This is a genomic window from Derxia lacustris (assembly GCF_002105195.1).
Classification (GTDB): Bacteria; Pseudomonadota; Gammaproteobacteria; order Burkholderiales; family Burkholderiaceae_E; genus Derxia; species Derxia lacustris.
Genome location: NZ_MUHU01000001.1, coordinates 182371 through 205320, shown reverse-complemented (window position 1 = coordinate 205320; position 22950 = coordinate 182371). Strand labels below are relative to the sequence as shown.

The 22950-nt window shown below is 68.4% G+C and carries 20 protein-coding genes; 2 read left to right on the top strand and 18 right to left on the bottom strand.

Annotated features, from left to right (window positions below; translation table 11 throughout):
• Positions 1-40 precede the first annotated feature (40 nt).
• On the top strand, positions 41-472 hold the full coding sequence (locus B9P64_RS00810; protein WP_139826068.1) for a hypothetical protein: 432 nt from the start codon (positions 41-43) through the stop codon (positions 470-472).
• A 17-nt stretch (positions 473-489) separates the two neighbouring features.
• Here B9P64_RS00810 and B9P64_RS29155 read toward each other — a convergent pair whose 3' ends face one another.
• From B9P64_RS29155 to waaC, 10 genes are all read right to left on the bottom strand, one after another.
• On the bottom strand, positions 490-2409 hold the full coding sequence (locus tag B9P64_RS29155; RefSeq protein ID WP_328589840.1) for an ABC transporter ATP-binding protein: 1920 nt from the start codon (positions 2407-2409) through the stop codon (positions 490-492).
• Positions 2402-4156: a PAS domain-containing protein gene (locus B9P64_RS00800; RefSeq protein ID WP_085314371.1), complete on the bottom strand. Its 1755-nt coding sequence runs from the start codon at positions 4154-4156 to the stop codon at positions 2402-2404. The genes B9P64_RS29155 and B9P64_RS00800 overlap by 8 nt, the downstream gene beginning before the upstream one ends.
• Positions 4157-4166: 10 nt before the next feature.
• Positions 4167-5033, bottom strand: a complete 867-nt coding sequence (locus tag B9P64_RS00795; RefSeq protein WP_139826067.1) for a segregation and condensation protein A — start codon at positions 5031-5033, stop codon at positions 4167-4169.
• 29 nt (positions 5034-5062) lie between these two features.
• Positions 5063-5251: a DUF3460 family protein gene (locus tag B9P64_RS00790; protein ID WP_085314370.1), complete on the bottom strand. Its 189-nt coding sequence runs from the start codon at positions 5249-5251 to the stop codon at positions 5063-5065.
• Positions 5252-5290: 39 nt separating this feature from the next.
• Positions 5291-6973 (bottom strand): SulP family inorganic anion transporter, encoded by a 1683-nt coding sequence (locus tag B9P64_RS00785; protein WP_085314369.1) that lies wholly within the window; start codon positions 6971-6973, stop codon positions 5291-5293.
• Positions 6974-7082: 109 nt separating this feature from the next.
• Positions 7083-7403, bottom strand: coding sequence for a YdhR family protein (locus B9P64_RS00780; protein ID WP_085314368.1), 321 nt, complete (start codon positions 7401-7403; stop codon positions 7083-7085).
• Positions 7404-7439: 36 nt separating this feature from the next.
• Positions 7440-8150, bottom strand: a complete 711-nt coding sequence (locus B9P64_RS00775; RefSeq protein WP_085314367.1) for an SDR family NAD(P)-dependent oxidoreductase — start codon at positions 8148-8150, stop codon at positions 7440-7442.
• A 9-nt stretch (positions 8151-8159) separates the two neighbouring features.
• Entirely contained in the window at positions 8160-8816 is a 657-nt protein-coding gene (locus B9P64_RS00770) for a DUF938 domain-containing protein (protein ID WP_085314366.1), read from the bottom strand.
• 75 nt (positions 8817-8891) lie between these two features.
• Entirely contained in the window at positions 8892-9947 is a 1056-nt protein-coding gene (locus tag B9P64_RS00765; protein WP_085314365.1) for an alpha/beta fold hydrolase, read from the bottom strand.
• Between the two features lie 228 nt (positions 9948-10175).
• A complete protein-coding gene (gene waaC, locus B9P64_RS00760; RefSeq protein ID WP_176256674.1) occupies positions 10176-11216 on the bottom strand; it encodes a lipopolysaccharide heptosyltransferase I in 1041 nt (346 codons plus the stop codon).
• A 228-nt stretch (positions 11217-11444) separates the two neighbouring features.
• Here waaC and B9P64_RS00755 point away from each other — a divergent pair, with 228 nt between their 5' ends.
• The gene (locus tag B9P64_RS00755; RefSeq protein ID WP_085314363.1) at positions 11445-12371 is read left to right on the top strand and encodes an aspartyl/asparaginyl beta-hydroxylase domain-containing protein; all 927 of its coding nucleotides are present in this window, start codon (positions 11445-11447) and stop codon (positions 12369-12371) included.
• Positions 12372-12383: 12 nt separating this feature from the next.
• Here B9P64_RS00755 and B9P64_RS00750 read toward each other — a convergent pair whose 3' ends face one another.
• From B9P64_RS00750 to B9P64_RS00715, 8 genes are all read right to left on the bottom strand, one after another.
• Entirely contained in the window at positions 12384-14024 is a 1641-nt protein-coding gene (locus B9P64_RS00750; protein ID WP_085314362.1) for a glycosyltransferase family 39 protein, read from the bottom strand.
• Positions 14021-14908, bottom strand: coding sequence for a Kdo hydroxylase family protein (locus B9P64_RS00745; protein ID WP_085314361.1), 888 nt, complete (start codon positions 14906-14908; stop codon positions 14021-14023). Before B9P64_RS00745 ends, B9P64_RS00750 begins: the two co-directional genes overlap by 4 nt.
• Before the next feature lie 97 nt (positions 14909-15005).
• Entirely contained in the window at positions 15006-15473 is a 468-nt protein-coding gene (locus B9P64_RS00740) for a chemotaxis protein CheX (RefSeq protein ID WP_085314360.1), read from the bottom strand.
• A 1-nt stretch (position 15474) separates the two neighbouring features.
• A complete protein-coding gene (locus B9P64_RS00735) occupies positions 15475-15840 on the bottom strand; it encodes a response regulator transcription factor (RefSeq protein ID WP_085314359.1) in 366 nt (121 codons plus the stop codon).
• A 12-nt stretch (positions 15841-15852) separates the two neighbouring features.
• The gene (locus B9P64_RS00730) at positions 15853-17952 is read right to left on the bottom strand and encodes a type IV pili methyl-accepting chemotaxis transducer N-terminal domain-containing protein (RefSeq protein ID WP_176256673.1); all 2100 of its coding nucleotides are present in this window, start codon (positions 17950-17952) and stop codon (positions 15853-15855) included.
• A 160-nt stretch (positions 17953-18112) separates the two neighbouring features.
• The gene (gene metG, locus B9P64_RS00725) at positions 18113-20197 is read right to left on the bottom strand and encodes a methionine--tRNA ligase (protein ID WP_085314357.1); all 2085 of its coding nucleotides are present in this window, start codon (positions 20195-20197) and stop codon (positions 18113-18115) included.
• Between the two features lie 83 nt (positions 20198-20280).
• Positions 20281-21429 carry an acyltransferase family protein gene (locus B9P64_RS00720; protein ID WP_176256672.1) on the bottom strand — a complete coding sequence of 383 codons (1149 nt, stop codon included), beginning with the start codon at positions 21427-21429 and terminating at the stop codon, positions 20281-20283.
• An 88-nt stretch (positions 21430-21517) separates the two neighbouring features.
• Positions 21518-22807: a hemolysin family protein gene (locus B9P64_RS00715; protein WP_085314355.1), complete on the bottom strand. Its 1290-nt coding sequence runs from the start codon at positions 22805-22807 to the stop codon at positions 21518-21520.
• Positions 22808-22950 lie beyond the last annotated feature (143 nt).

The window sequence follows — 22950 nt, the reverse complement described above, 5'->3', positions numbered from 1 at the left end:
TTGCTGCGCATCAAGCATGGCGCGGCCGCGCGGGAACAGCATGGAATCGAAGGCAGGGGCAATCGCCCGCGCCACCCTCGATGAACCCGGAGATTCCATGAGCACCTTCCACGCCGTCATCTGGCTCGACCATGCCCAGGCCCATGTGCTGCATTTCGACGCGAATGCGGCCGACGCCGTGCATCTGAAGCTGCGCGGCAAACATGCCCGTCATCCGCAGCAAAGCGATGTCAACGCGTTCTTCGCCGACGTGGGCAACGCGCTTGAAGATGCATCGGAAGTGCTGGTTACGGGTGCCGCGGGGGCGCCGGCCGATTTCGCGGCCTGGGCACGCGGTCACCGTCCGGCGCTCGAAAACAAGATCGTCGCGGTCGAGACGCTGGCCCAACCGACCGACAACCAGCTCGTTGCGCACGCGCGCAAGGTGTTCGTGAAGGTCGATCGTCTCAACGGCACGCCGACACCGAGCTGAACCGGTTTGTACCTGGCTCAGCTCTCGCCGAGAAAGCCGCCGGCCTGCCGGCTCCAGAGCCGCCAGTAGGCGCCGCGCCGGGCCAGCAATTGCTCATGCGTGCCGTCCTCGACGATGCGGCCGTGGTCGAACACGACGATGCGGTCGAGATGGGCGATGGTCGACAGCCGGTGCGCCACCACGATCACCGTCTTGCCGCGCATCACCGTGTCGAGCGTGCGCTGGATCGCCTGCTCGGTGATCGAGTCGAGCGCCGCCGTGGCCTCGTCGAGGATGAGGATCGGCGCGTTCTTGAGCACCACGCGCGCGATGGCGATGCGCTGGCGCTGGCCGCCCGACAGCTTGACGCCGCGCTCGCCGACCATCGATGCATAGCCTTCCTTCATCTCGGCGATGAAGTCGTGCGCCTCGGCCTGACGCGCGGCGGCCGCCACCTCGGCGTCGGTCGCATCGAGCCGGCCGTAGCGGATGTTGTCGAGCAGGCTGCGGTGAAACAGGCTCGGGTCCTGCGGGATGAGGCCGATCTGCGCATGCAGCGAGTCCTGCGTGAACTCGCGCAGATCGTGGCCGTCGATCAGCACCGCACCTGCCTGCGGGTCGTAGAGCCGCAGCAGCAGATTGACCAGCGTCGACTTGCCCGAGCCCGAGCTGCCGACCAGCCCGACGCGCTGGCCCGGCGCGATGGTGAGCGACAGCCGGTCGAAGACATAGTCGGCATGGCTCGCGTCGGGATCGTTGGCGGCGACGCTGTCGGGCGCGCGCGCCGCCTGCGCTGCCCGCGCATGCTCGGCATCGCCGTCCGATTCGCCGAGCCGCCGGTGCGCATAGGCGAAGCACACCTCGCGCAGCTCGATCTGGCCGCGCTTGACCGGGATGTCGCGCGCCTCCGGCGCATCGACCAGTTCATGCGGCCTGGCGATGCTGTTGACGCCGTTGGCGACGTTGCCCGAGTACTCGAACAGCTCAAGAAAACGCCGGCTCAGGTTGCGCGCCTCGGTGATGATGAGCAGCGCCAGCCCGGTGACGGTGACGAAGTCGGCCACGCCGATGGCGCCGTCGCGCCACAGGCGGATGGCGTACCACAGGATGCCGATCTTGAGCGCCGCCGCCGCCAGGAACTGGAACCAGCGCACGCCCTCGGCATAGCGGTTTGAGACCGTGACCGCGCGCAGCTCGCGCCGGTACTGCTCGGCCAGCAGCGCGCGCTCATGGCCAAAGCGCGCGAACAGCCGGCTGCTGGTCAGATTGCTGACCGCATCGACGAGGCGGCCGTTGGTTTCGCTGCGCGCCGCCGATGCCGCCACCGCATACGGCTGGCAGCGCGTCGCCAGCCACCACGACGCCAGCACGAAGCCGGCAATCCACAGCGACACGAACAGCGCCAGCCCGGCATTGGCCCGGTGCAGCAGCACGACCGACACCCCAAACACCACGCCGATCGGCCAGAAGTCGAACATCAGCAGGCCGAGCGTCTGGTTGACGCCGAGCGAGGTCTCGCCGATGCGGTGCGCGAGCGCGCCGGCAAAGTTGTCGTGGATGTAGCGGTGCGAATGGCCTTGCAGCCAGGCCGCCATCGCCTGGGCGATGGCCTGACGCTGGCGCGGAAACAGCCACAGGAACAGCGCCCCGCTGCTGCGGCTGGCAACCACCTCGCCGAGGCTGAGCGCGACGAACCAGCCGAACGGGCCGTCGATGCGCGCGAAGGCTTCGGCGGCCGAGCCGGCGCCGGTGACCGCGCGCACCACCTCGCCGAGCGCCCAGGGCATGAGGATGCCGCAGCCGGCCTGGAGGGTTTCGAGCAGCAGCAGCGCGGCATAGCTCCACGGCCGCCGGCAGACGAAGCGCCAGATGAAGGCGAGCGGCGTGCGCGGCAGCGGCTCGGCGACGCTGGCGGCGAGGAGGCTGGCAGGCCCGACCGGCGTGGCGCGATCAGGCATTGCCGCCGCCGAAGTCGAGCGGCGGGAACAGCGGATCGGGCAGCTCGGGCGCCGGGCTGGCGGCCTGGGCGACATAGGGCAGGGTGAGATCGCCGCGCGGCACGCTGGCGACGATCTGGGTGCCGACGCCCTTCGGGCCGGGGCCGATCTCGAAGCGCCCGCCGAAGAACTCGACGCGCTGGCGCATGCCGGCGATGCCGTGGCTGCCGGGCCGGCCGCGCCAGTCCTCGGGCAGGCCGCAGCCGTCGTCGGTGACGGTCAGGCGCAGGCCGCCGGCCACTTCGCGCAGATCGACGCCGACGCGCCGGGCGCGCGCGTACTTGGCGCTGTTGTTGAGCGCCTCCTGCACGATGCGGTAGAGCGCGATCGCGCGGTGTTCGTCGAGCAGCGGCAGCTCGGGCTCCACGTCGAGCTGCCAGCTCAGGCCGCTGCCGGCGGCGAACTGCTCGACCAGCATTTGCAGCGCCTTCTCCAGCCCGAGCGTGTCGATCAGGCTCGGGCGCAGGCCCTCGACGATGCGGCGCTTGATGTCGGTGGTCTCGGCCAGCGTGGCCAGCGCCCGGTCGAGGCGCGGCAGCAACGCCGGCGCATCGCTGCGCAGGCCGCGCTGGATCGCGGCCAGGTCCATGCGCAGCACGGTCAGATAGGCGCCGAGTTCATCGTGCAGCTCGGAGGCGAGGCGCGACTTCTCGTTCTCGATCACATGCAGCAGATGGCGCGACAGGTTCTGCAATTCGGCGGTGCGCGCCTCGACCTGGTTTTGCAGGCTGTCGTTGATGGCGCGCAGCCCGTGCTCGGAGGCGCGCAGCTTGAGCTCGGCATGCTTGCCGGCGGTCACGTCGAACACCGCGCCGGTCATGGCGATCGGCTGGCCGTTGTCGCCGGGCAGTGCGGTGCCGCGCGAATTGAGCCAGTGCACGCTGCCGTCGGGCCAGACGCTGCGGAAGGTGGCCTGATAGGGCTGGCCGCTGGCGAGCGCGGCATGGACCGCGCCGTCGACTTCGTTGCGGTCCTGCGGATGCAGCGCGGCCAGGAAGCCCGGGTAGTCGATCTCGGCGGCGTCGTCGAGGCCGAACAGCCGCTTGCACTGCGGCGTCCAGTCGAGCCGGTCGGTCGCCAGATCCCAGAACCACAGGCCGACATTGGCGGCCAGCGTCGCATGCTCGAGCTGGTCCTGCGAGCGGCGCAGCGCCTGCTTGGTGCGGCGCTGGGCGCCGAGCTGGCGCCGCAGCTCGATCTCGGTGAGCGCGGCGCCGGCCAGATCGGCCAGATCGGCGAGCTGCTCGGGCGTCCAGCGGCGCGGCACCCGGTCGGCCACGCCGAAGGCGCCGAGCACGCGACCGTCGGCCAGCGCCAGCGGCACGCCGCAATAGGCGATCAGCCCGAGCTGGCAGACCGGCAGGCTCTGCGCCAGCTGCGGATCGAGCCGGGCGTCGTCGAGCACCAGCGGCCGGCCGGTCTCGACCACGCGCTCGCAGAAGCCGGCGACCAGCGGCAACTCGCGCGAGGCCGGCAGGCAGCCCTCCATGCCGATCGCGCTCTTGAGCAGCTGGCGGTCGACATCGACGAAGTTGATGAGCGCGACCGGCGCCGCGAGCAGCCGGGCCGCCAGCCGGGCCAGCCGGTCGAAGCTGGCTTCGGGCGCGGCATTGAGCAGATCGGCCTCGCGCAGCGCGTCGAGCCGGGCCGCATCGGCGATGACAGCGGCGCGCGCGGCGGCGTCGGGCTGGGGATCGCGTGCGGTCATGGCGGCCTCGTCAGCTGGGCCGGTAGCCGAGGCGCACGTAGATGGGCGCGTAGGCCTCGGCCTGGGTGATCTCGACGAGCGACTCGCGCGCCAGTTCGAGCATGGCCACGAAATGCACCACGACGATGGCCGGCCCGCGCCCGACCAGCCGGTCGTCATGCAGGAACAGCTCGGTGAACTCGACGAAGCGGCTGTCCTGCAGCCGCCGCAGGATCTGGCTCATGTGGTCGCGCACCGACAGTTCCTCGCGCGTGATGCGATGGTGCTGCACCAGTTTTGCGCGCCGGATGATGTCGGCGAAGGCCTGGCGCAGGTCGTCGGCATTGACGTCGGGCAGGCGCACGGCGGTGCTGGTGTCGATGACGGCTTCGGCGCGCCAGAAGTCGCGGCCGAGCTGCGGCAGTTCGTCGATCTGGCGTGCGGCGATCTTCATCTGCTCGTACTCCAGCAGGCGGCGGACCAGTTCGGCGCGCGGGTCTTCGGCCTCGTCGGCGCCGTCGGCCTTTTTCACCGGCAGCAGCATGCGCGACTTGATCTCGATGAGCATGGCCGCCATCAGCAGGTATTCGGCCGCGAGTTCCAGATTGCGGCTGCGGATCTGCTCGATGTAGCCGAGGTACTGCTTGGTGACATCCGCCATCGGGATGTCGAGCACGTTGAAGTTCTGCTTGCGGATGAGATAGAGCAGCAGGTCGAGCGGCCCCTCGAAGGCTTCGAGGAAGATTTCAAGCGCGTCGGGCGGGATGTAGACATCCTGCGGCAGCTTGAACAGCGGCTCGCCGTAGAGCTTGGCGTAGGCCAGGCCGTCCACCGTGTCGGGCAGGCCGTCGGCCGCCGGCGGTGCGTGCAGGGCGGTTTCGTCGAGCGGCGCGGACACGGCTGGCGGCGACTGGCGGCGGAAACGGCTCAGGGCTCGGAGCCGTAGACGTAGGGCTTCTGCGCCACGCGGGCCTGCCTGAAGGCTTCCTGCTCCTGCGGATCGAGGTTCTTTTCCCACAGCAGGGCGCGGCCGTCGCGCTGGGCCTGGTCCAGATAGGGCTTGGCCTGCTTGAGCTGCTTGAGGAACTGCGTGATGTCGGACGTGTAGGTTTCCATGGCGGTCTCTGCGGGGGCGGTGAACGGGCGATTCTAGCTTCAGGGGGCGGCCGCGCCGGCCAGTTCCCAGGCGCGGGCGAGGGCGGCGGCGCGGTCAGGCAACAGATGGTCGGCGCCCAGTTCGTCGAGCAGGCCGCAGCGGGTCATGAGCGACTGCGGCTGGGCGTTGGCGCCGTACAGCACCAGATCGCCGCCGGCGCGGCGCTGGTTCTCGATCCATTCGCGCAGCGCCTCGGCGCCGGTAGTGTCGAGATTGATCATGCGGCTCAGGTCGACGATCACCACGCGCGCCGACGCGGCATTGCTCAGCGCCTCGATCTTGCCCACCGCGCCAAAGAACAGCGCGCCGTAGATGCGCGCCGCCGCAACCCGGCCGTAGGCCGATTCCTCGGGCGTCAGCTCGACCGGCGCCGCCTCGGTGAGCGAGGCCACGCGGGTGATGAAGAAGGCCGCCGACAGCACCAGACCCACTTCCACCGCCACCGTCAGGTCGAGCACCACGGTGAGCAGGAAGGTCGAGATCAGGATGATCCGGTAGTTGTTGCTGAACTGGCGCGCCTTCAGGAACTCGCGCCATTCGCCCATGTTCCAGGCCACGAACAGCAGGATCGCCGCCAGCCCGGCCAGCGGCACATGGGCCGCGAGCGGCGCCGCCACCAGCACGATGAACAGCAGGATCACCGCATGCGCAATGCCCGCCACCGGCGAGGTGGCGCCGGCGCGCACATTGGTCAGCGTGCGCGCGATCGTGCCGGTGGCCGGAATGCCGCCGAACAGCGGCGTGGCGAAGTTGGCCACGCCCTGGGCCATCAGCTCCTGGTTGGGATCGTGATGCTCGCCGAGCAGGCCGTCGGCCACGCGCGCGCACAGCAGCGACTCGATGGCGCAGAGCAGCGCGATGGTGATGGTCGGCGCGAACAGCTGGCGCACCGTGGCCCATTCAAAGTCGGGCAGCGCCGGCACCGGCAGCGATTGCGGAATGCCGCCGAAGCGCGAGCCGATGGTGCTCACCGGCAGATCGGCCAGCCACACCGCCGCGGTGCTGACGATGAGCACCGCGAGCGGCGCCGGCAGCATGGCCGCGAAGCGCCGCCAGCGCGGCACCAGCGCCTCGGCCGATGGCGGCTTGGGCCAGGTGAACATGATCGCCAGCCCGCCGAGCGCCACGCCGAAGGCCCAGGGATTGAAGCTCTGGCGCGCCAGCCAGAGCGCATGGATCTGGCCGAAGAACTCGCCCGGCATCTTGGGTACCGCCAGCCCGAAGAAGTCCTTGAGCTGCGACAGCCCGATCAGCACCGCAATCCCGTTGGTAAAGCCGATGACCACCGAGATCGGGATGAAGCGGATGAGATTGCCGAGCCGCAGCGCGCCCATGGCAAACAGCAGCACGCCGGCGAGCATGGTGGCGATCAGCAGATTGGCCAGCCCGTACTGCTGGATGATCCCGAACACCACCACGATGAAGGCGCCAGCCGGCCCGCCGATCTGCACCCGCGAGCCGCCGAGCGCGCTGATGAGCAGCCCGGCGACGATGGCGGTGAACAGCCCGGCATCGGGCGTGACGCCGCTGGCGATGCCGAAGGCCATCGCCAGCGGCAGCGCCACCACCGCCACCGTCGCGCCCGAGGCGCAATCGCGGCCGAAGCGCGCGAGGTTGTAGCCGGCAAGGTTGTCGATCAGGCGCGGACGAAAGCGCCATTTCGGCGCGGACGGGCTGGACATGGCGGCACCGCAGTGTGGGAAGGCCGCGAGTCTAGGCGCCGGGACCGGCGATTGCCATGCGGCGGCGCAGCTTCTGCCAGCGCCGCCGCCGGCCCGATGCGAACCGCGCTCAGTCGCGCGCGAAGAACGGCGAATTCATGCCGATGCTGGCCTCGCGCGTGGCATCGGCGCTGAACAGCCGCACCGACAGGTTGCCCTTGACCTGGCCCGCGAACGGCACCAGCAGCCCGTCGATGTACTGCTGGGCGCTGTCGGCCGACTCGAACTCGTAGAAGCCGCCGACGCTGTGGGTGTTGATGCCGCTGAGCCAGGTCTTGGAGACGAGGCCGGGAAACTTCTTCATTTCGACGTTGATCGGCGCCCAGTCGATCTGGCTGAACGGGATCGACACTTGGTACTCGGCATAGAGAAAGACGTGGCCGCTGGCCATGGAAGCTCCTTGGGTGGGGGGGATTGGGCGGCCGGCTCAGAAGCCTTCCTTGAACGGCCGCAGGTCGAGTTCATGGGTCCAGGCACTCGGCCGCTGGCGGTGCAGCGCCCAGTAGGCGTCGGCGATGTCGTCGAGCGCGAGCAGGCCGTCCTCGCCCTTGTGGCGCACGAAGTCGGGGAAGTTGTCGCGCGCGTAGTCGCCGCCGATCACGCCGTCGATCACGACATGCGCCACATGGATGCCCTGCGGGCCGAATTCGCGCGCCAGCCCCTGGGCTACCGCGCGCAGCGCCGCCTTGGCCGAGGCAAACGCGGTGAACGGCGGCCGCGCCTTGAGCGAGGCGGTGGCGCCGGTGAACAGCAGCGTGCCGCGCCCTTGCGGCAGCAGCGCGCGCACCGCCTCGCGGCCGACCAGAAAGCCGGCCAGCGCGTTCTGGCGCCACAACCGCTCGAAGGTGGCGCCGTCGATGTCGAGCGCCGGCCGGGCCAGATTGCCGCCGACGTTGAACACCACCAGCTCGGGCGCCAGCCCGGCAAACAGCGCCGTCACCGCCGGCTCGTCGCTGGCGTCGAGCACCGCGGCGCCGGCCGTGCCGCCCTCGGCGCGGATGGCCGCGACCACCGCATCGAGCTTGTCCTGGCTGCGTCCGGCCACCAGCACGTCCAGCCCTTCGCGCGCAAACCGCCGCGCCAGCGCCGCGCCCAGGCCGGCCTCGGGGCCGACGCCAATCACTACCGCGCTTGCCATGTCGGCGCCTCAGCGGTGCTGGAACACGAGGATGAAATTGTTCGCCGGCCGGTCGATGCGGCGCGCCAGCAGCAGGCCGTGGTCGCGCGCGGCGGCGTCGAGATCGCGCACATCCTTCAGGCCCCATTCGGGCACCTTGGCGGCCAGGATTTCCTGGTCGAAGGCGGCGTTCGACTCGGTCGTGTAGTCGCCGTCGACCTTGAACGGCCCGTACACGGCCACGAAACCGCCCGGCTTCAGCGTGCGTTCGGCCAGCGCAAAGATGCCGTCGGCGATCGAGATCGGCGCGACCTGGAAGATGTTGATGACGAAGATCGCGTCGTACAGCGGCGCCTCGGCGGCCGGCCAGGTGCTGCGGTCGGTCAGGTCGAGCCGGAACGGATCGGCCACATTGGCATTGCCCTGTTCGGCGCGCTTGGCCTTGATCGATTCGAATACGTCGGGATTCAGATCGGTCGGCTGGAATTGCAGCGCCGGGAAATGCGGCGCGAAATGATTGATGTGCAAACCGCTGCCGCTGGCCAGTTCGAGCACCGTGCCACTTTTCGGAAAGATTTCGCGGAAGGTTTCCAGGATCGGCTCGCGATTGCGCCTTCCGGCCCAGGCAACATAATCGCTGAGCGGATAAGGATCGATATCGGGCCTGGGTTCATCGATGATGGACATGACGCAATCTCCATTGTTGCAGGGCGCAGGAAGCCGACCCGCAGCCATGGTGCGGGCAGCACGGAAAAGCCGGAATCAGGATTGCGCGAGCAGATCGAGCAGGATGCGATCGATGCTGGCGTTGTAGCCGGCATCGGTGCCGAACAGCGCCAGATGACCCCAGCGCGAGGAAATGCGGTGCAATTCGCTGCGCGCAATCAGTGTCTGTTCGGCAACGATGTCGTCGAACGGAAAGAAGCCGTCTTCCTCGATGGCGATGACGGCGGTGCGGGCCTGAATGCGCGCAAGTGCCGCCGCCAGATCGCCATTGGCATGGCGACTCACATCGGCCGATTGCCATTTGCGCGCGAGCGCAATCAGATTGTTCGGGTCTTGCGCCAGAAAATGATTTTCGACGAATCCGATGAGGAAATCGTCGGTGGTGGTAAAGCCCAATCCGGCCCAGCCCGCGTGATTGAAAAGCGCCGGCGTGAAGCCCGAGGCGGCGAACAGCCGCGCATGCCGGCGCAGCCCGCGATGCACGCTGGCACTCGCCTCGTACCAGCCGCCGTCCCAGGCGGGATCGCTGGTGATGGCCTCGATGAAGGTCTCGACCAGCAGCCGGTTGTGCGGCGTGGCGCGCGCGGTGCCGGCGATCGGCGCGGCCCGGCGCACGAATTGCGGCTGGCTCACCGCCCATTCATAGGTGATCTGCGCGCCCATCGAGCCGCCGAGCACCAGCTGCAATTGCTCGATGCCGAATTTTTCGGTCAACAGCCGATGCTGGGCCCGGACATCGTCGCCAACCGAAACCGTCGGGAAACGCGCGGCATTGAACGGCGACGGCGTATTCGATGGCGAACTCGACAATCCATTGCCGAGCTGATTGACCAGGATGATGAAATAGCGCGCCGGATCGAGCGCGCGGCCACTGCCGAGATAGGCCAGTTCGAGAATCTTGTTGCTGCCCGAATACCAGCTCGGAAACAGGATTGCATTGTCGCGTGCCGGTGAAAGCTCGCCGAAGGTGGCATAGGCCAGCTGGGCATTGCGCAGCCTGGCACCGCTTTCGAGAACGAAATTGCCGAGCTCGAAGGTCTGGAATGGACCGTGCACTTCCTGGCTGTAATAGGACGGTATCGAACCGGTCATCTTGGCTGCCCCGAATGGCTGCGCGCCGGATCTGGCTGCGCGAATGCCGCCGCGGTCATGCGGAAATGACGGTGGCGGCGCCGGCCCCTTTCCCTGTGCTGCGGCGGGAATCGGGCGAGGCCGATGGCAGGAAATCAATTCCCTGAAATCGGCAGGGGCATCCTATTGCGGACCGCCGGTATCCGGGGTTGACCGATTGGTAATGAGGTTATGCGCGACGGCCCGGAATCAGGCTTCGGCGCGGATTGCGCCGGTCGATTCGGCTGGGATTGCGGCGGGCGTGGCGCCGAGCGCCAGATCGAGCGCCGCCATCACCTCGGCACGCTCGGGCCAGTGGCCGCCGCCGCCGAGCGCCCGGCTGCGCGCCGGATTGGCCGGCGCGAACACCGCCTCGGGCCCGGTGCGAAACAGCATCAGCGTCGGCACGCCGCAGGCCGAGGCGATGTGGCCGAGCCCGGTGTCGGTGCTGACGCACAGCCGTGCGCTGCCGAGCCAGGCGGTCCAGGTGGCGATGTCGAGCCGGGGCGCGAGTCGGGCGCCGGCGCCGATGGCCGCCACCAGCGCCGAGGATTCGGCGCGTTCGGCATCGTTGCCCCAGGGCAGCACCGGCATCAGGCCGCGCGCCACCACGGCGCGGCCGAGCGCGATCCATTCCTCGTCATGCCAGCGCTTGTGCGCGCGCGAGGCATGCGGTTGCAGCAGCGCCCAGTCGGCTGGCGGCGCGTCGGCGCCGGGCGGCAGCGGCACGGTGGCCAGACCATAGTCGGGCGCGCGCGCGGCATCGCTGTCGAGCGCGGCGGCCATCAATGCGCGCAGCCGCGCCGCGCCATGCAGATGCGGCGTGGCCGGCGCGCGGCGCCGGAAGAAGCGCGCGCTCGGCGCTTCGCCGCAGTCGGACGGATGGTGGGTGATGGTGTCGGCGGCGCGCGCCATCCGGGTGACGAACAGGCTCTTCCACATGCCCTGGCCGTCGACCACGATGTCGTAGCGCGTGTCGCGCAGGCCGCCGACCAGGTCGAGCAGCTCGCGCCAGTGGCGGCCGTGCAAGGGCGCCTTGCGCCAGCGCCGCAGCGGCACGGTGAACACCCGGCGCACGCCCGGATGCAGGCGGGGGATCGCGGCGAAGCGCTCGTCGACCACCCAGTCGACGGTCAGTCCGGGCCAGCGCCGCAGCGCATCGGACACGGCGGCGAGCATGAAGATCTGGTCGCCGAGCGCCGACAGCTTGACGACGAGGAGATGGCGGGGCGGGGGCGAGTTGGGATGCACGCTGGATGACCTTGCGGCGGCGGGCCGCGAGTCGACGACCGCCGAAAGATACCTGCAAGGTGTTGCCGGCATGCGCCTGTTTGCACTGACGACCGTCAACCGGTCGGAAGGACGCGATTGCTAGACTCGCGCCCTGTTTTCAACCCGTGACGGGCGAGCTTTCGCCGGTCCATTTCTGCCCGCCGCCGGGTTCTCCGGCCCATCTGCGCGGGCTGCGGGGAGGGGCGCATGCCCGAGTTCGTTTCCGGCCTGTTCCAGGTCAAGTGGCTGGTGGTGGCGATCTTCATCGCCTCGACCACCTATGTGCATTTCCGTGGCCGGGTGCGGCACAAGTTCGTGCGCCAGCTCACCGACCATTCCACCTTCACCGCGCCGATCAACACGGTGATGTACCTGTGCTCGAAGGTGCCGGCCACGCCCTTCCTGCGCGCCGAGGATTTTCCGCAGCTGGCACCGGTGACGGCGGCCTGGGAAAGCATCCGCGAGGAGGCGGTCGCGGCCTACAAGGAAGGCGCGATCAAGGCGGCGGACGGCTTTACCGATGCCGGCTTCAACTCCTTCTTTCGCACCGGCTGGACGCGCTTCTATCTCAAGTGGTACGGCAAGCCGCTCGACTCGGCGCGCAGCGTGTGCCCGAAGACGCTGGCGCTGCTCGAGAGCGTGCCGGGCATCGAGGCGGCGATGTTCACCGTGCTGCCGCCGGGCGCGAGCCTGCCGCGCCATCGCGATCCCTACGCCGGCTCGATCCGCTATCACCTGGGCCTGGTCACGCCCAATTCGCCCGACTGCTACATCGAGGTGGACGGCGAGCGGCGCCACTGGCGCGACGGCGAGCCGATCCTGTTCGATGAGACCTACATCCACACGGCGGTCAACAAGACCGACGTGACGCGGGTGATCCTGTTTCTCGACATCGACCGGCCGCTCAACAATCCGCTGGCGCGCGCTTTCAACCATCTGGTGCGCATCACGCTGCTGCGCGCCTCGGCGACGCAGAACGTGCCGGGCGAGCGCATCGGCCTCATCAACCGGCTGTTCTCGCAGGTCTACAGGATCCGCGTGATCGGCAAGGAGCTGAAGAAGCGCAGCCGGCCGACCTATTACCTCGTCAAGTGGCTGCTGATCGGCGGGCTGCTGTATCTGGCGCTGCGCTGAGCGCGGCTGGCGTCAGTCGAAGCGGCAGCGCGGCGCGCCCGGCGTGCGCTCGATGACGCCCCAGCGCAGCCGTGCCGGCGGCAGCTTGTCGTTGGCCCAGGTGCGCTCGATGACGCCGCGCGCGCCGGTCCGCTCGTAGAGCGCCAGCGTGCCGGCACCGGCCGGATCGCCGCTCGCGCCGCGCTGGCTGTCGTCGATGACGACGAGCGCACCGCAGGCCGCCACATCGTCCGGCCCGACCCAGGGCGATTTCACCGTGTCGCCATCGATGAACACCGCCGGCACCGGCTGGCGGTGGATGGCGATGTTGCCGGCCAGCCAGGTGTCGCCGACCACGATGCGCAGTGGGCCGCGCCGGTCTTCATCCCAGGCGGCGGCAGCGGCAGCGGAAATGGCCGCGCCCGGATAGTTGCTGCGCCCGCGATGGCCGAAGCGGTCGGGCAGCACCGTGTTGCCGAGCAGATAGCCGACCGCCAGCAGCAGCTGGATCGCCAGCACCACGCCGGCAAACCGCGCCAGCCCGGCGTCGCGCGCGCCGGCATCGACCGCCGCCGGCGGCCACAGCAGCAGCGCCAGCCAGCCCGCGAACAGGAAGTACATGCTGGCCCAGGGGCTGTCGATGAACATGCCGCCGAACAGCGCCAGCCCCAGCGTGATGAGCAGCGGCCCGAGCCCGAGCGCCAGCACGAAGCGGCGGTCGGCGGCGCAGAGCAGGGCGGCGCGGCGTGCGGCCAGGCTGGTGGCGGCAGACGCGCCGTCGCTGCCCCGGGCCGCAGGCAATCCCGGCGCAGCATCGCCGGCGGTCGCTGCGCCCGGTTCACCGTTCCGGCGCCGCTCAAGCCAGTGCAGCAGCCCCAGCCCCAGCGCCACCGGCAGCAGCCGCACCACCTGCGTCGACGTGAAGCCCCACAGATTCACGAAGCGGTTGCTCTGGTGCATCTCGCCGACCGAATGCTCGACGTAGTGCAGCGTCGGAAAGTCGTGCGCGAAGCCCCAGGCGAGGTGCGGCGCCAGCACCGCCAGCGTCACCGGCGCCGCCAGCGCGATGCCGCGCCAGAGGCGCGCCTCGCCCAGCCGGCGCTCCCACAGCAGCAGCAGCGCAAAGCTCGCGAAGAACAGCAGCGCGCTGTACTTGGTCAGCAGCGCCACGCCGCAGGCCGCGCCCAGCAGCAGCCAGTCGCGCTTGCGCCCGAGCCGCAGCGCCCGGTGAAAGAACAGGAAGGCCGCCGCCAGCGACGGCAGCTGGGCCACGTTGTGATTGAAGTAGAGCCCGCGCAGGTTGTGGTAGGCCGCCAGCGAGCACAGCAGCACCGCGCCGAGCGCCAGCGTCGGGCGCAGCGGCCGGTCGGCGCCGTCGCGCAGCTCGCAGCCGAGCTGCCACATCAGCGCCAGCGCCACCGCCACGCAGCCCGAGCCGGCGAAGAAGGTCAGCCCCGGCGACGGCCCGGCCAGCGCCACCAGCCCGTGCATCAGCCAGGACGGCAGCGGCGGATGCTTGTAGTAGCCCAGCTCCAGCGAATGCGACCAGACCAGCTCCTCGATGTTGTCCCAGGGCGAGTTGAGCCCGAGCGCCGCCGGCAGCACCGCCCACAGCAGCAGATGGCCGGCGACGAACAGCAGCAGTCCGAGTCCGGCCCGGTACCGCTCGCTCATGCCGCCACCAGCGGCTTGCCGGCGATGCGCTCCAGCACCCGCAGCGGCGCGGTGGCCGGATCGAGCTGATGCTTCACGTCGAGATAGAAGGTCTGTTCCATCATGAACTGGCCGCCCATCACCGCATGCAGCACCTGATCGCTGAACACCACCCAGCTGGTGCCGGGCGCGAACTCGACCGTGGCCTGGGTCGCGTCGCGCTGATAGCCGAGATCGGCCTTCACGCCGTCGTGCAGGCCGAGCATGTAGTGGTCGTAGGGCGTGCGCAGCGCCTTGGTCACATGCAGCGCGCGCAGCAGCGCGGCCGAGCCCGGCAGCGGCGCCTTCAGGCGCGGCATGAAGCGCTGGGCGAAGGGCTCGAACGCCTCGCCCACGCGCCAGACGCGCGGCTTGCCATTGGGGTTGAGATTGGTGAACACGCGCAGCAGCCGCACGCCGCCGGTCGGGTTGGACGGAAAGGCGTCGACATGCAGCCGGGTGTCGTCCTTGCGCCAGCTGGTTTCGCGGCCCTCGACCGGCACTGGCCGGTAGGAGGTGTTGCCGATGCGCAGCTGGCCCACGTAGTGCGGGAACAGCCGTTCGGCCAGCGCCGTGGCCTGATCGCGGAAGCGGGCGACCATCGCGCGCAGCTCGGCGCGGTCGGCCTCGCTGCCGCTCGCGCCGCGCAGCTCGGCATTGCTGCTGCGCAGGCTGATGTTCTTGGCCTTGCCGTCGCCCCAGCGCGGATCGAGGAAGCGCCGTTCGGCATCGCGCAGCACGAAGGCGAGCTGCGGAAACACCAGCACCGCGCCGGCTTCGAGCCGGGCTTCGGCGCCCTGCGTGGGCGCGCCGCTGCCGGCGACCCAGGCGGTATCGGGAAAGGTGATGAGCGGGGTGACTGACATGGCGGCGTCCGTGCAGGCTGCAAAAGGGCGGCAAGCCTAGCAAGCCGCGGCCGGCGCCGGCTTGCTGTCGCTCAGGCCCGACGCAGCCGCTGCCGCCTCAGTTGCGCCGCCCCAGGTTCACCACCAGCACCGCCTCATGGCGCTGCCACTGCACGCCGATCACATAGGGATGGGTGCAGGCACGCGCCTGCAACACCGCCGACGGGCCGCGCATCGACATCGGCACCGAGATGACCAGTCGCTCGCCGAAATACTCGCGGGCATTGCCGGCCAGCGTGTTGGCGATCTCGCCGACCGCGTCGAGCAGATTGGCCTCGTCGCGCAGCGGTTCGCGCATCGACACCAGCAGGTGTTCGAGCGTGGCCTGACCGGTGGAGAAGTAGATGGCGCCGTCGAAGTCGCCGCTCACGCCGATGAGCCCGGTGAACTCGTGCACCGGCAGCGCGTTGTCGCCGGTGGACAGCCAGGCCGAGCGCAGCGTGGGCGCGGTCGCGGTGATCTGCTGGAAATAGCGTTCGACCGCGCTCACGAAGACGCGGATGTCCTTTTCGTTCAGTTCAGTCACGTCAGCTCACAAGTTCGGTGAGCGCGGCACCGAGCTGGGCTTCGGTGAACGGCTTGTACAGAAAACCCTGGGCGCCACGCTTGAGCGCCTGGAGTGCGGTGGCCTTGTCGGACAGTGCCGAGACGACCAGCACCTTCACTTCGGGGAGCATCTCCACGAGACGCTCGACGCATTCGATTCCATCCATTTCGGGCATGGTCAGGTCCATGGTCACCACATCGGGCCGGTGGGCGGCGGCCAGCCGCAACCCCTCGATCCCGTTGCGGGCCATGCCCACCACCATGAATTCGCTGGCACGCCAGTCGGCCGCAACGCGCGCGATGCGCGTGCGGATGATGTTCGAGTCGTCGACGATCAGCAGTCGCATGCGGGCTTTCGTTCAGTTGGCCAGTCGGACCGTGAACTGGGTGTATTCGTTTTCGCGCGTGGAACAGCGCAGGCGGGCGCCGAGCCTGGCGAGCTTGTCGCGCACCAGGTCCATGCCGATGCCGTGACCGGCATGGGTGTCGGCGCGGTCGGCGGCGGTCGAGACGCCGGCATCGAAGATCTTCTTGAGCACTTCGCGGTCGTCGAGCGAGGCCAGTTCGGCCTCGGAATAGCGGCCGGCGGCGCGCAGCGCCTCGCGGACCGAGGCCGCCGACAGGCCGCGACCGTCGTCGCGCACGGTGAGTTCGTAGCAGTCGGGCAGGGCGCGCGCGGTCACCTCGACCGAGCCGGTGGCCGGCTTGGCGCGGCGCCGGCGTTCCTCGGGCGTCTCGATGCCGTGGCTGACGGCATTGCGGATGAGCTGGATCGCGATGTCGCGCAGCTCGTTGCGGGTGCCGGCCGGCAGCGGCGCGAGGCCGTCGACATCGATCGACAGGTTGAGCCACTTGTTCTGGCCGTCGGCGGCGCTGCGCGCCACGCGTTCGAGCTGGCTGGCCACGTCGGCCGGCGCAAGCGGCTGGGCCGACGCGCTGTCCGGCTGACTGGCGGCGGTCACGGCCAGGCCCTGACCGCTGCGGTGCAGTTCGTCGATGCGCGCGGTCATTTCGCGCACCAGCGCGATCCGTTCGAGAAAGCCGCTCAGCCGCACCGGAATGCTCAGCAGCGAATCGGCGTCGAGCTTGCTGGCGTCGCGCAGCGGCAGCAGCAGCTGCTCGAAGTCGTGCGACAGGGTCTGGAACATGTCGAGCCCGAGCGCCGCCGCCTCGCCCTTGATGCCGTGCACCGTGCGGCAGATGCCGTCGATGAGCCGGCGCGGATCGTCGTCGCCGGCGCGTTCGCGCAGGTCGTCGTTGATGTGCTCGAGCTTGGCCTGGGTCTCGTTGAGATAGCCGGCCAGCGCGGTCGGCTCGGCGCGCAGCAGGTTGAGCAGCACGCCTACCTCGCTGGCGGCGCGCTTGCGGGCTTCTTCCAGGTCCTGCGCCAGCTCGACCTGCTCGGTCACGTCGGCCACGGTCACCAGCAGGTGCGAGACCTTGCCGTCGACGGTCGCGCGGCGGAACTCGAAGTTGAGATAGCGCCGCGCGCCGGCGCCGCCGCGTTCGAGCGTGACCGGCACGTCGCTGAGCGGATTCAGGCTGCGCACCAGCGCTTCCTTCACCCGGTCGCCGAACAGCAGCGCCAGGTATTCGCGCGTGGCCTCGTGGACCGCCGGCGACACCATCGCGCCCAGCATGCTCACGAAGTCGTCGCCGCCGCGCACATCGCGCCCGAGGATGGTGTTGAGCGAGGCCGAGAACTGGCTGCCCACGCGGTAGTCGCGGTCGAGCAGCAGCAGACCTTCGCTCACCGTGTCGAGAATTTCGCGGTTTTCCTGCTGGGCCTGCTCGATGCGCGCGTCGTTGTCGCGCAGCCGGCGCAGGAACTTGAGCAGGATGAAGCCGAAGTTGGCCAGCGCCAGCGCCATCCCGCCGGCCTGCACCGCGCGCAGCCAGGCCGCGCGATCCGAGGCGCCGGCTTCGAGCGCGCCGGTCAGCTCGTTCATCGCGTCGAGCAGCTTGACGTTGTCGGCCCGCGTGACGCGCACCGCCTGTTCGAGCTGCTCGGGCGTGAAGTTCTCGGCCAGCAGCGGCTCGGTCACCTTCTGGTACTCGGCCCACATGCCGAGCGCCTTGGTCAGCACCGCGCGCCCGGCCGGCGACTCGACCGCCCGCAGCGTGACCGGCTGGCCATTGCCGCCGGTGGTCTCGCCGCCGTTGGTGAAGGCCAGCAGCGTGCGGTCGAACAGCGCGCGGGTGTTGGCAAGCTCGGTGCGCGCCGGGGCGGTGCTCTCGCCCTCGACCTGGAGCGACTGGATGTTGAGCACCGATTTCGTCATCCGCTGGGTCAGCATCCGCTGGCGCCCGGACAGGTTGATGGCGACCGCATCCTCGTTGATCTGGAACGAGGTGTAGAAATTGAGAATCAGGACGCCAAGGTCGAACAGCAGGAAGAAAGCGACCGCGAGGATGATTTCGCGGTATTTGCCGAATAGCGTGGGTTTGCGTACAGGCACGGGTGTCTCCGCATGACTGGATATGGAGTTGCGATCACTGAAAGACCGCAAGTCTCATGCAAAGCACAACGCCTGTATTGCGATGAGCTTGGCTAAAGCTCGATTTGGCCTGTGAAATCGTTCACGAACTCACATAAACCCGGGATATTCCGCCAAGTAATCACCTCACTCGCATTCCGGGACTGGCGCCGGAATGGGGCTCGAGTAGGAAAATCCCCGGGTTTTTTTCCTCGTCTTTTTCCGAGGCGGCCAAGACCATTCCCTCGCTGATTCCGAACTTCATCTTTCGCGGAGCGAGATTGGCCACCACGACGGTCAATTTCCCTTCGAGGTCCGAGGGATTGGCATAGGCGCTCTTGATGCCCGAAAACACATTTCTAGTGCGGCCTTCACCAAGATCGAGCGTCAATCTCAGGAGTTTGTCCGAGCCGGCAACCGCTTCTGCCTTGACGATGCGCGCGATGCGCAAATCGACACGGGCGAAATCGTCGATCTTGATTTCAGCGGCGATTTCTTCACCACCCGGAATGGGCCTGGCTTCGGCCGGCGGCTCGAACAGGGCGTCGAGCATTTTGGGATCGACCCGCTGGAGCAGATGCTCATAGGGCTTTACCTGGGTCGGCAATGCGGGCGTTTCACCATCCAGATCGGAAAGTTTCAGCGGTTGCGGCAAGCCAAGCCACCCGGCCACTTTTGTGGCAGTGGCCGGCAATACCGGCGCCAGCAGCCAGGTGAGCACCGCAAATGCGCGTACCGCATCGCTGCACACGGCATGCAGCTGCTCGCGCGCCTCGGGCTTCTTGGCCAGTTCCCAGGGCTTGGCGGCGTCGTAGCGCTGGTTGATGAAGTCGGCGACCGCCATCAGCTCGCGCAGGGCGCGGCCGGTGTCCAGGCCGTTGATGGCCGCAACGATCGACTCGCGCGCGGCCAGCGCATGGAAAGTCATCGGCGACCATTCCTGTTCGCCGTCACCCAGATTGAAGCTGTTGAGTTCGCCGCCGAATTGCTTGACCAGAAAGCCCGAGGCCCGGCTGGCGATATTGACGTATTTGCCGACCAGATCGCTGTTGACCCGGGCGACGAAATCTTCGGGATTGAAATCGACATCCTCGACCCGGCCATTGAGCTTGGCCGCGATGTAATAGCGCAGCCATTCCGGATTCATGCCCAGATCGAGATACTTGAGCGGCGAAAGGCCAGTGCCGCGGCTCTTGCTCATCTTTTCGCCGCTAACGGTGAGAAAGCCATGCACATGAATCTGGTCGGGCGTCTTGCGGCCCGAGAACTTGAGCATTGCCGGCCAGAACAGCGTGTGGAAATAGATGATGTCCTTGCCGATGAAATGATGCTGTTCGCAATCGGCATCGGCCATGAATTCATCGAAGGATTGGCTGCTGCCATTGGCGGCGGCCTTGCCCGAATCGAAATAATTCTTCAGCGCGGCCAGATAACCGACCGGCGCATCGAGCCACACGTAAAAATACTTGCCCGGCGCATCGGGAATCGGAATGCCGAAGTAGGGCGCATCGCGCGAAATGTCCCAGTCGCCGAGGCCGTCCTCGCCTTCCTTCGGTTCGCCGAGCCATTCATTGGCCTTGTTGGCGACCTGTTCCTGGAGCCGGTCGGTATTGGTCCATTCGCGCAAAAACTCCACGCAGCGCGGATCGCTGAGCTTGAAGAAGAAATGCTCGCTGCTGCGCATTTCGGGCGTGGCGCCCGACAGCACAGAATAGGGATTCTTGAGGTCGGTCGGCGTATAGACCGAGCTGCACACTTCGCAGCTGTCGCCGTATTGATCCTTGGCGCCGCATTTCGGGCATTCGCCCTTGATGTAGCGGTCGGGCAGGAACATGCCTTTCACCGGATCGAAGAATTGCTCGATGGTCCGGGTGGCGATGAAGCCGGCGGCTTTGAGCGCTCGGTAAATACCCTGGGACAGCTCGACGTTCTCGGCCGAATCGGTGCTGTGCCAGTGGTCGTGGCTGATGTGGAAGCCGTCGAGGTATTGCTTGCGGCCGGCGGCAATCTCGCCGACGAATTGCTGCGGCGTCTTTCCGGCCTTTTCGGCGGCAATCATGATCGGCGCGCCGTGGGCGTCGTCGGCGCCCATGAAATGCACTTCGTGGCCCTGCATGCGCTGCGCTCTCACCCAGATGTCGGCCTGGATGTATTCCATGATGTGGCCGATATGGAAGGCGGCGTTGGCGTAAGGCAGGGCGGTGGTGACGAAGAGCTTGCGCGGCATGGTGGTTTCTGCGTGGCGGGCGACGGGGCGCGGGGGAGGCCGATTCTAGCCGCCGACCCGTGCCCGTCCGGCGCCCGCCCGCGTCAGGCGAACCGCCGGCGCAGTCGGCCGAATGGCCGCTCGATGCAGCGGAAGATGAATTGCGCCAGCAGCAGCGACGCCACCAGCGCGACCGCGCCGCGCGCCAGCGGCGGCAGCATCGGCAGATGCTTGTTGGCGGCATAGAGCAGGCTGTCGTGCACCAGATACACCGCATAGGACAGGCCGCCGAGCCAGCGTGCCGGTGCCGAATTGAGCGCCCGGAACGGCAGCCAGTCGGGCCGCAGGATGGCGGCGATGAAGATCGGATAAAGCCCGACGCCGAGCAGGGTGTAGCGCAGCGTGTTGCGCACGAAGTCGTCGCGCAGCACCAGCGCCACGCCGATCAGCGCCATGCCGATCAGCACGCCGGCCAGCAGCTGGCGCGAGGTGTAGCCGAGGTCGCGGTCGAGCGCCGGATTGCGGTGGATGGCCAGCGCGCAGCCGAACAGCAGCGAGTCGAAGCGGGTATCGGAGCCGATGTTCACGCGGGTTTCATCGGCGCCCATGAACAGCACCAGCGCCACGCGCCAGGCTAGGCCGAGCGCGCACATGCCGATCAGCCACCACCAGCGGCCGCGCCCGTCGAGCTTGGAGCGTTGCAGCGCCAGGAAGATGAGCGGGAACACCAGATAGAAGTGCTCTTCCACCGCGAGCGACCAGTACACGCCCGAGCCGACCACCATGCCGGCGCCGTTCTGCGCGCCGCCGTCGACCGACAGCGTGTAGTAGTTGGTGACGTGCAGCGCCTGGGCCAGCAGCGGCTGCCATTGCGGCACGTCGCGGTTGAGCCAGCCGAGCGCGCCCGCCGCCGCGCCGAGAAACAGCACGAAGTAGAACGCCGGCCAGATGCGCAGCATCCGGCGCATGTAGAAGTGGCGCAGGTTGATCTGGCCGCTGGCCTCGTATTCACGCCGCATCAGCGTGGTGATGAGGAAGCCGCTCAGGAAGAAGAAGATCGTCACGCCGAAGCCGCCCGGCACCACCTTGCCGAGGCCGGCGTGCGCGAGAAAGACGATGGACACGGCCACCGCGCGCATGCCGTCGAGCGACGGGATGTGGAAGTTGCCGTGCGGTGCGTGGGTGGTGCTGGATGCGGCCCGCGACCGGGCGGCGGCAAGGGAGTCCGCCAGCGCGCTGCTGCTCGTGCTCATGGTCATCTCCGAAAGCGGCCGAGCCCGAGAACCGACTGGAGCGCAGTGCTTGCGGCGCGCGGATCGATGCCGCGCGAGTCGGAGTGCTTCAGGCCCGGGGAAGGGGGGTGGCGAGCACCTTGTGTACGCGATTCCCTTCCATGTCGACCACTTCGAAGCGCCAACCGGCCCATTCCGCGTGATCGCCGGTGTGGGGGATGCGGCCCAGCAGCAGCATCATCATTCCGCCCAGCGTGTGATAGGCGTCGGAGTCGCCTTCGGGCAGATGCTCGATGGCGAGCCGGTCCTGGAATTCGGGGATGGCGATCGAGCCGTCGAGCAGCCAGGAGCCGTCCTCGCGCTGGTAGGCCGGCGGGTCCTGCGCGGTAGCGGTCGAGATGTCGCCGATGATGGCTTCGAGCACATCCTTGAGCGTGACCAGACCCTGCACCTCGCCGTATTCGTCGACCACCAGCGCCACGGTGGAATGGGCGCTGCGCAGGTTCTCGATCAGCTCGGTGCCGGTGAGGGTCTCGGGCACGTAGAGCGCCGGGCTCAGGCGCGCGGTCAGGTCGAAGTCGCCGCCCGACAGCGCGGCCGACAGCAGATCCTTGGCGCGCGCAAAGCCGAGCACGTCGCGCAGGTCGCCACGGCAGACCGGAAAGCGCGACACGTCGCTCTGCTCGATCTTGGCGCGGTTGACCTCGTGCGAGTCCTCGACGTCGAGCCAGACCACGTCGCCGCGCGGCACCATCAGCGAGCTGAGCTTGCGGTCGTCGAGCCGGAACACGTTGCGGATCATCTCGTGCTCCGACTGCTCGAAGATGCCGGCCTCGGCGCCCTGACGCATCAGCACCTGGATTTCGGCCTCGCTCACCGGCGGCTCGTCGGTCTGGCGCACGCCGAGCAGGCGCAGCAGCCCGTCGGTGGACAGCGTGAGCAGATGCACGAAGGGCGTGGCGACCAGCGACAGCGCGCGCATCGGCCGCGACATGGCGCGCGCGATGGGTTCGGGCCGGATCTGGCCGAGCCGCTTGGGCACCAGTTCGCCGAGCACGATGGACAGGAAGGTGATGAGCACGACCACCACGGTGAGCGCGAGCGGCCGGGCCGCCTCGCCGAGCGCCGGCGCGCGTTCGAGCATGGCGGCGGCCAGCGGATCGGCCAGCGCGCCCTCGCCGACGATGCCGGTGAGCACGCCGATCGAGGTGATGCCGATCTGCACGGTGGAGAGAAAACGGGTCGGGTGCTCGGCCAGCGCGAGTGCTTCGCGGGCGCCCTTGTCGCCGGCCTCGGAGAGTTGCTGGAGCCGGGCCTTGCGGGCGGTGACGACGGCGATTTCGCTCATCGCGAAGATGCCGTTGATGAGGATCAGAACCAGCAGGAAGCCGATTTCCATCGAAAATCAATGAGATATGAGATCGGGCCAGCATAGCAGAGCCCTTCGGGCCGGCCTTTGGCGCGAAGACTGCTTGGGAAGCGGGCTGGGGTAAATTGAAGTCGTTTTCATTCGCAACCATACAACGCGCGCAACGCTCCTCA

Excerpts from the sequence above, each read along its gene's own strand:
- B9P64_RS00810 (WP_139826068.1), top strand. The coding sequence starts at position 41 with ATGGAATCGAAGGCAGGGGCAATCGCCCGCGCCACCCTCGATGAACCC.
- B9P64_RS29155 (WP_328589840.1), bottom strand. The coding sequence starts at position 2,409 with ATGCCTGATCGCGCCACGCCGGTCGGGCCTGCCAGCCTCCTCGCCGCC.
- B9P64_RS00800 (WP_085314371.1), bottom strand. The coding sequence starts at position 4,156 with ATGACCGCACGCGATCCCCAGCCCGACGCCGCCGCGCGCGCCGCTGTC.
- B9P64_RS00790 (WP_085314370.1), bottom strand. The coding sequence starts at position 5,251 with ATGGAAACCTACACGTCCGACATCACGCAGTTCCTCAAGCAGCTCAAG.
- B9P64_RS00785 (WP_085314369.1), bottom strand. The coding sequence starts at position 6,973 with ATGTCCAGCCCGTCCGCGCCGAAATGGCGCTTTCGTCCGCGCCTGATC.
- B9P64_RS00780 (WP_085314368.1), bottom strand. The coding sequence starts at position 7,403 with ATGGCCAGCGGCCACGTCTTTCTCTATGCCGAGTACCAAGTGTCGATC.
- B9P64_RS00775 (WP_085314367.1), bottom strand. The coding sequence starts at position 8,150 with ATGGCAAGCGCGGTAGTGATTGGCGTCGGCCCCGAGGCCGGCCTGGGC.
- B9P64_RS00770 (WP_085314366.1), bottom strand. The coding sequence starts at position 8,816 with ATGTCCATCATCGATGAACCCAGGCCCGATATCGATCCTTATCCGCTC.
- B9P64_RS00765 (WP_085314365.1), bottom strand. The coding sequence starts at position 9,947 with ATGACCGGTTCGATACCGTCCTATTACAGCCAGGAAGTGCACGGTCCA.
- B9P64_RS00755 (WP_085314363.1), top strand. The coding sequence starts at position 11,445 with ATGCCCGAGTTCGTTTCCGGCCTGTTCCAGGTCAAGTGGCTGGTGGTG.
- B9P64_RS00750 (WP_085314362.1), bottom strand. The coding sequence starts at position 14,024 with ATGAGCGAGCGGTACCGGGCCGGACTCGGACTGCTGCTGTTCGTCGCC.
- B9P64_RS00745 (WP_085314361.1), bottom strand. The coding sequence starts at position 14,908 with ATGTCAGTCACCCCGCTCATCACCTTTCCCGATACCGCCTGGGTCGCC.
- B9P64_RS00735 (WP_085314359.1), bottom strand. The coding sequence starts at position 15,840 with ATGCGACTGCTGATCGTCGACGACTCGAACATCATCCGCACGCGCATC.
- metG (WP_085314357.1), bottom strand. The coding sequence starts at position 20,197 with ATGCCGCGCAAGCTCTTCGTCACCACCGCCCTGCCTTACGCCAACGCC.
- B9P64_RS00720 (WP_176256672.1), bottom strand. The coding sequence starts at position 21,429 with ATGAGCACGAGCAGCAGCGCGCTGGCGGACTCCCTTGCCGCCGCCCGG.
- B9P64_RS00715 (WP_085314355.1), bottom strand. The coding sequence starts at position 22,807 with ATGGAAATCGGCTTCCTGCTGGTTCTGATCCTCATCAACGGCATCTTC.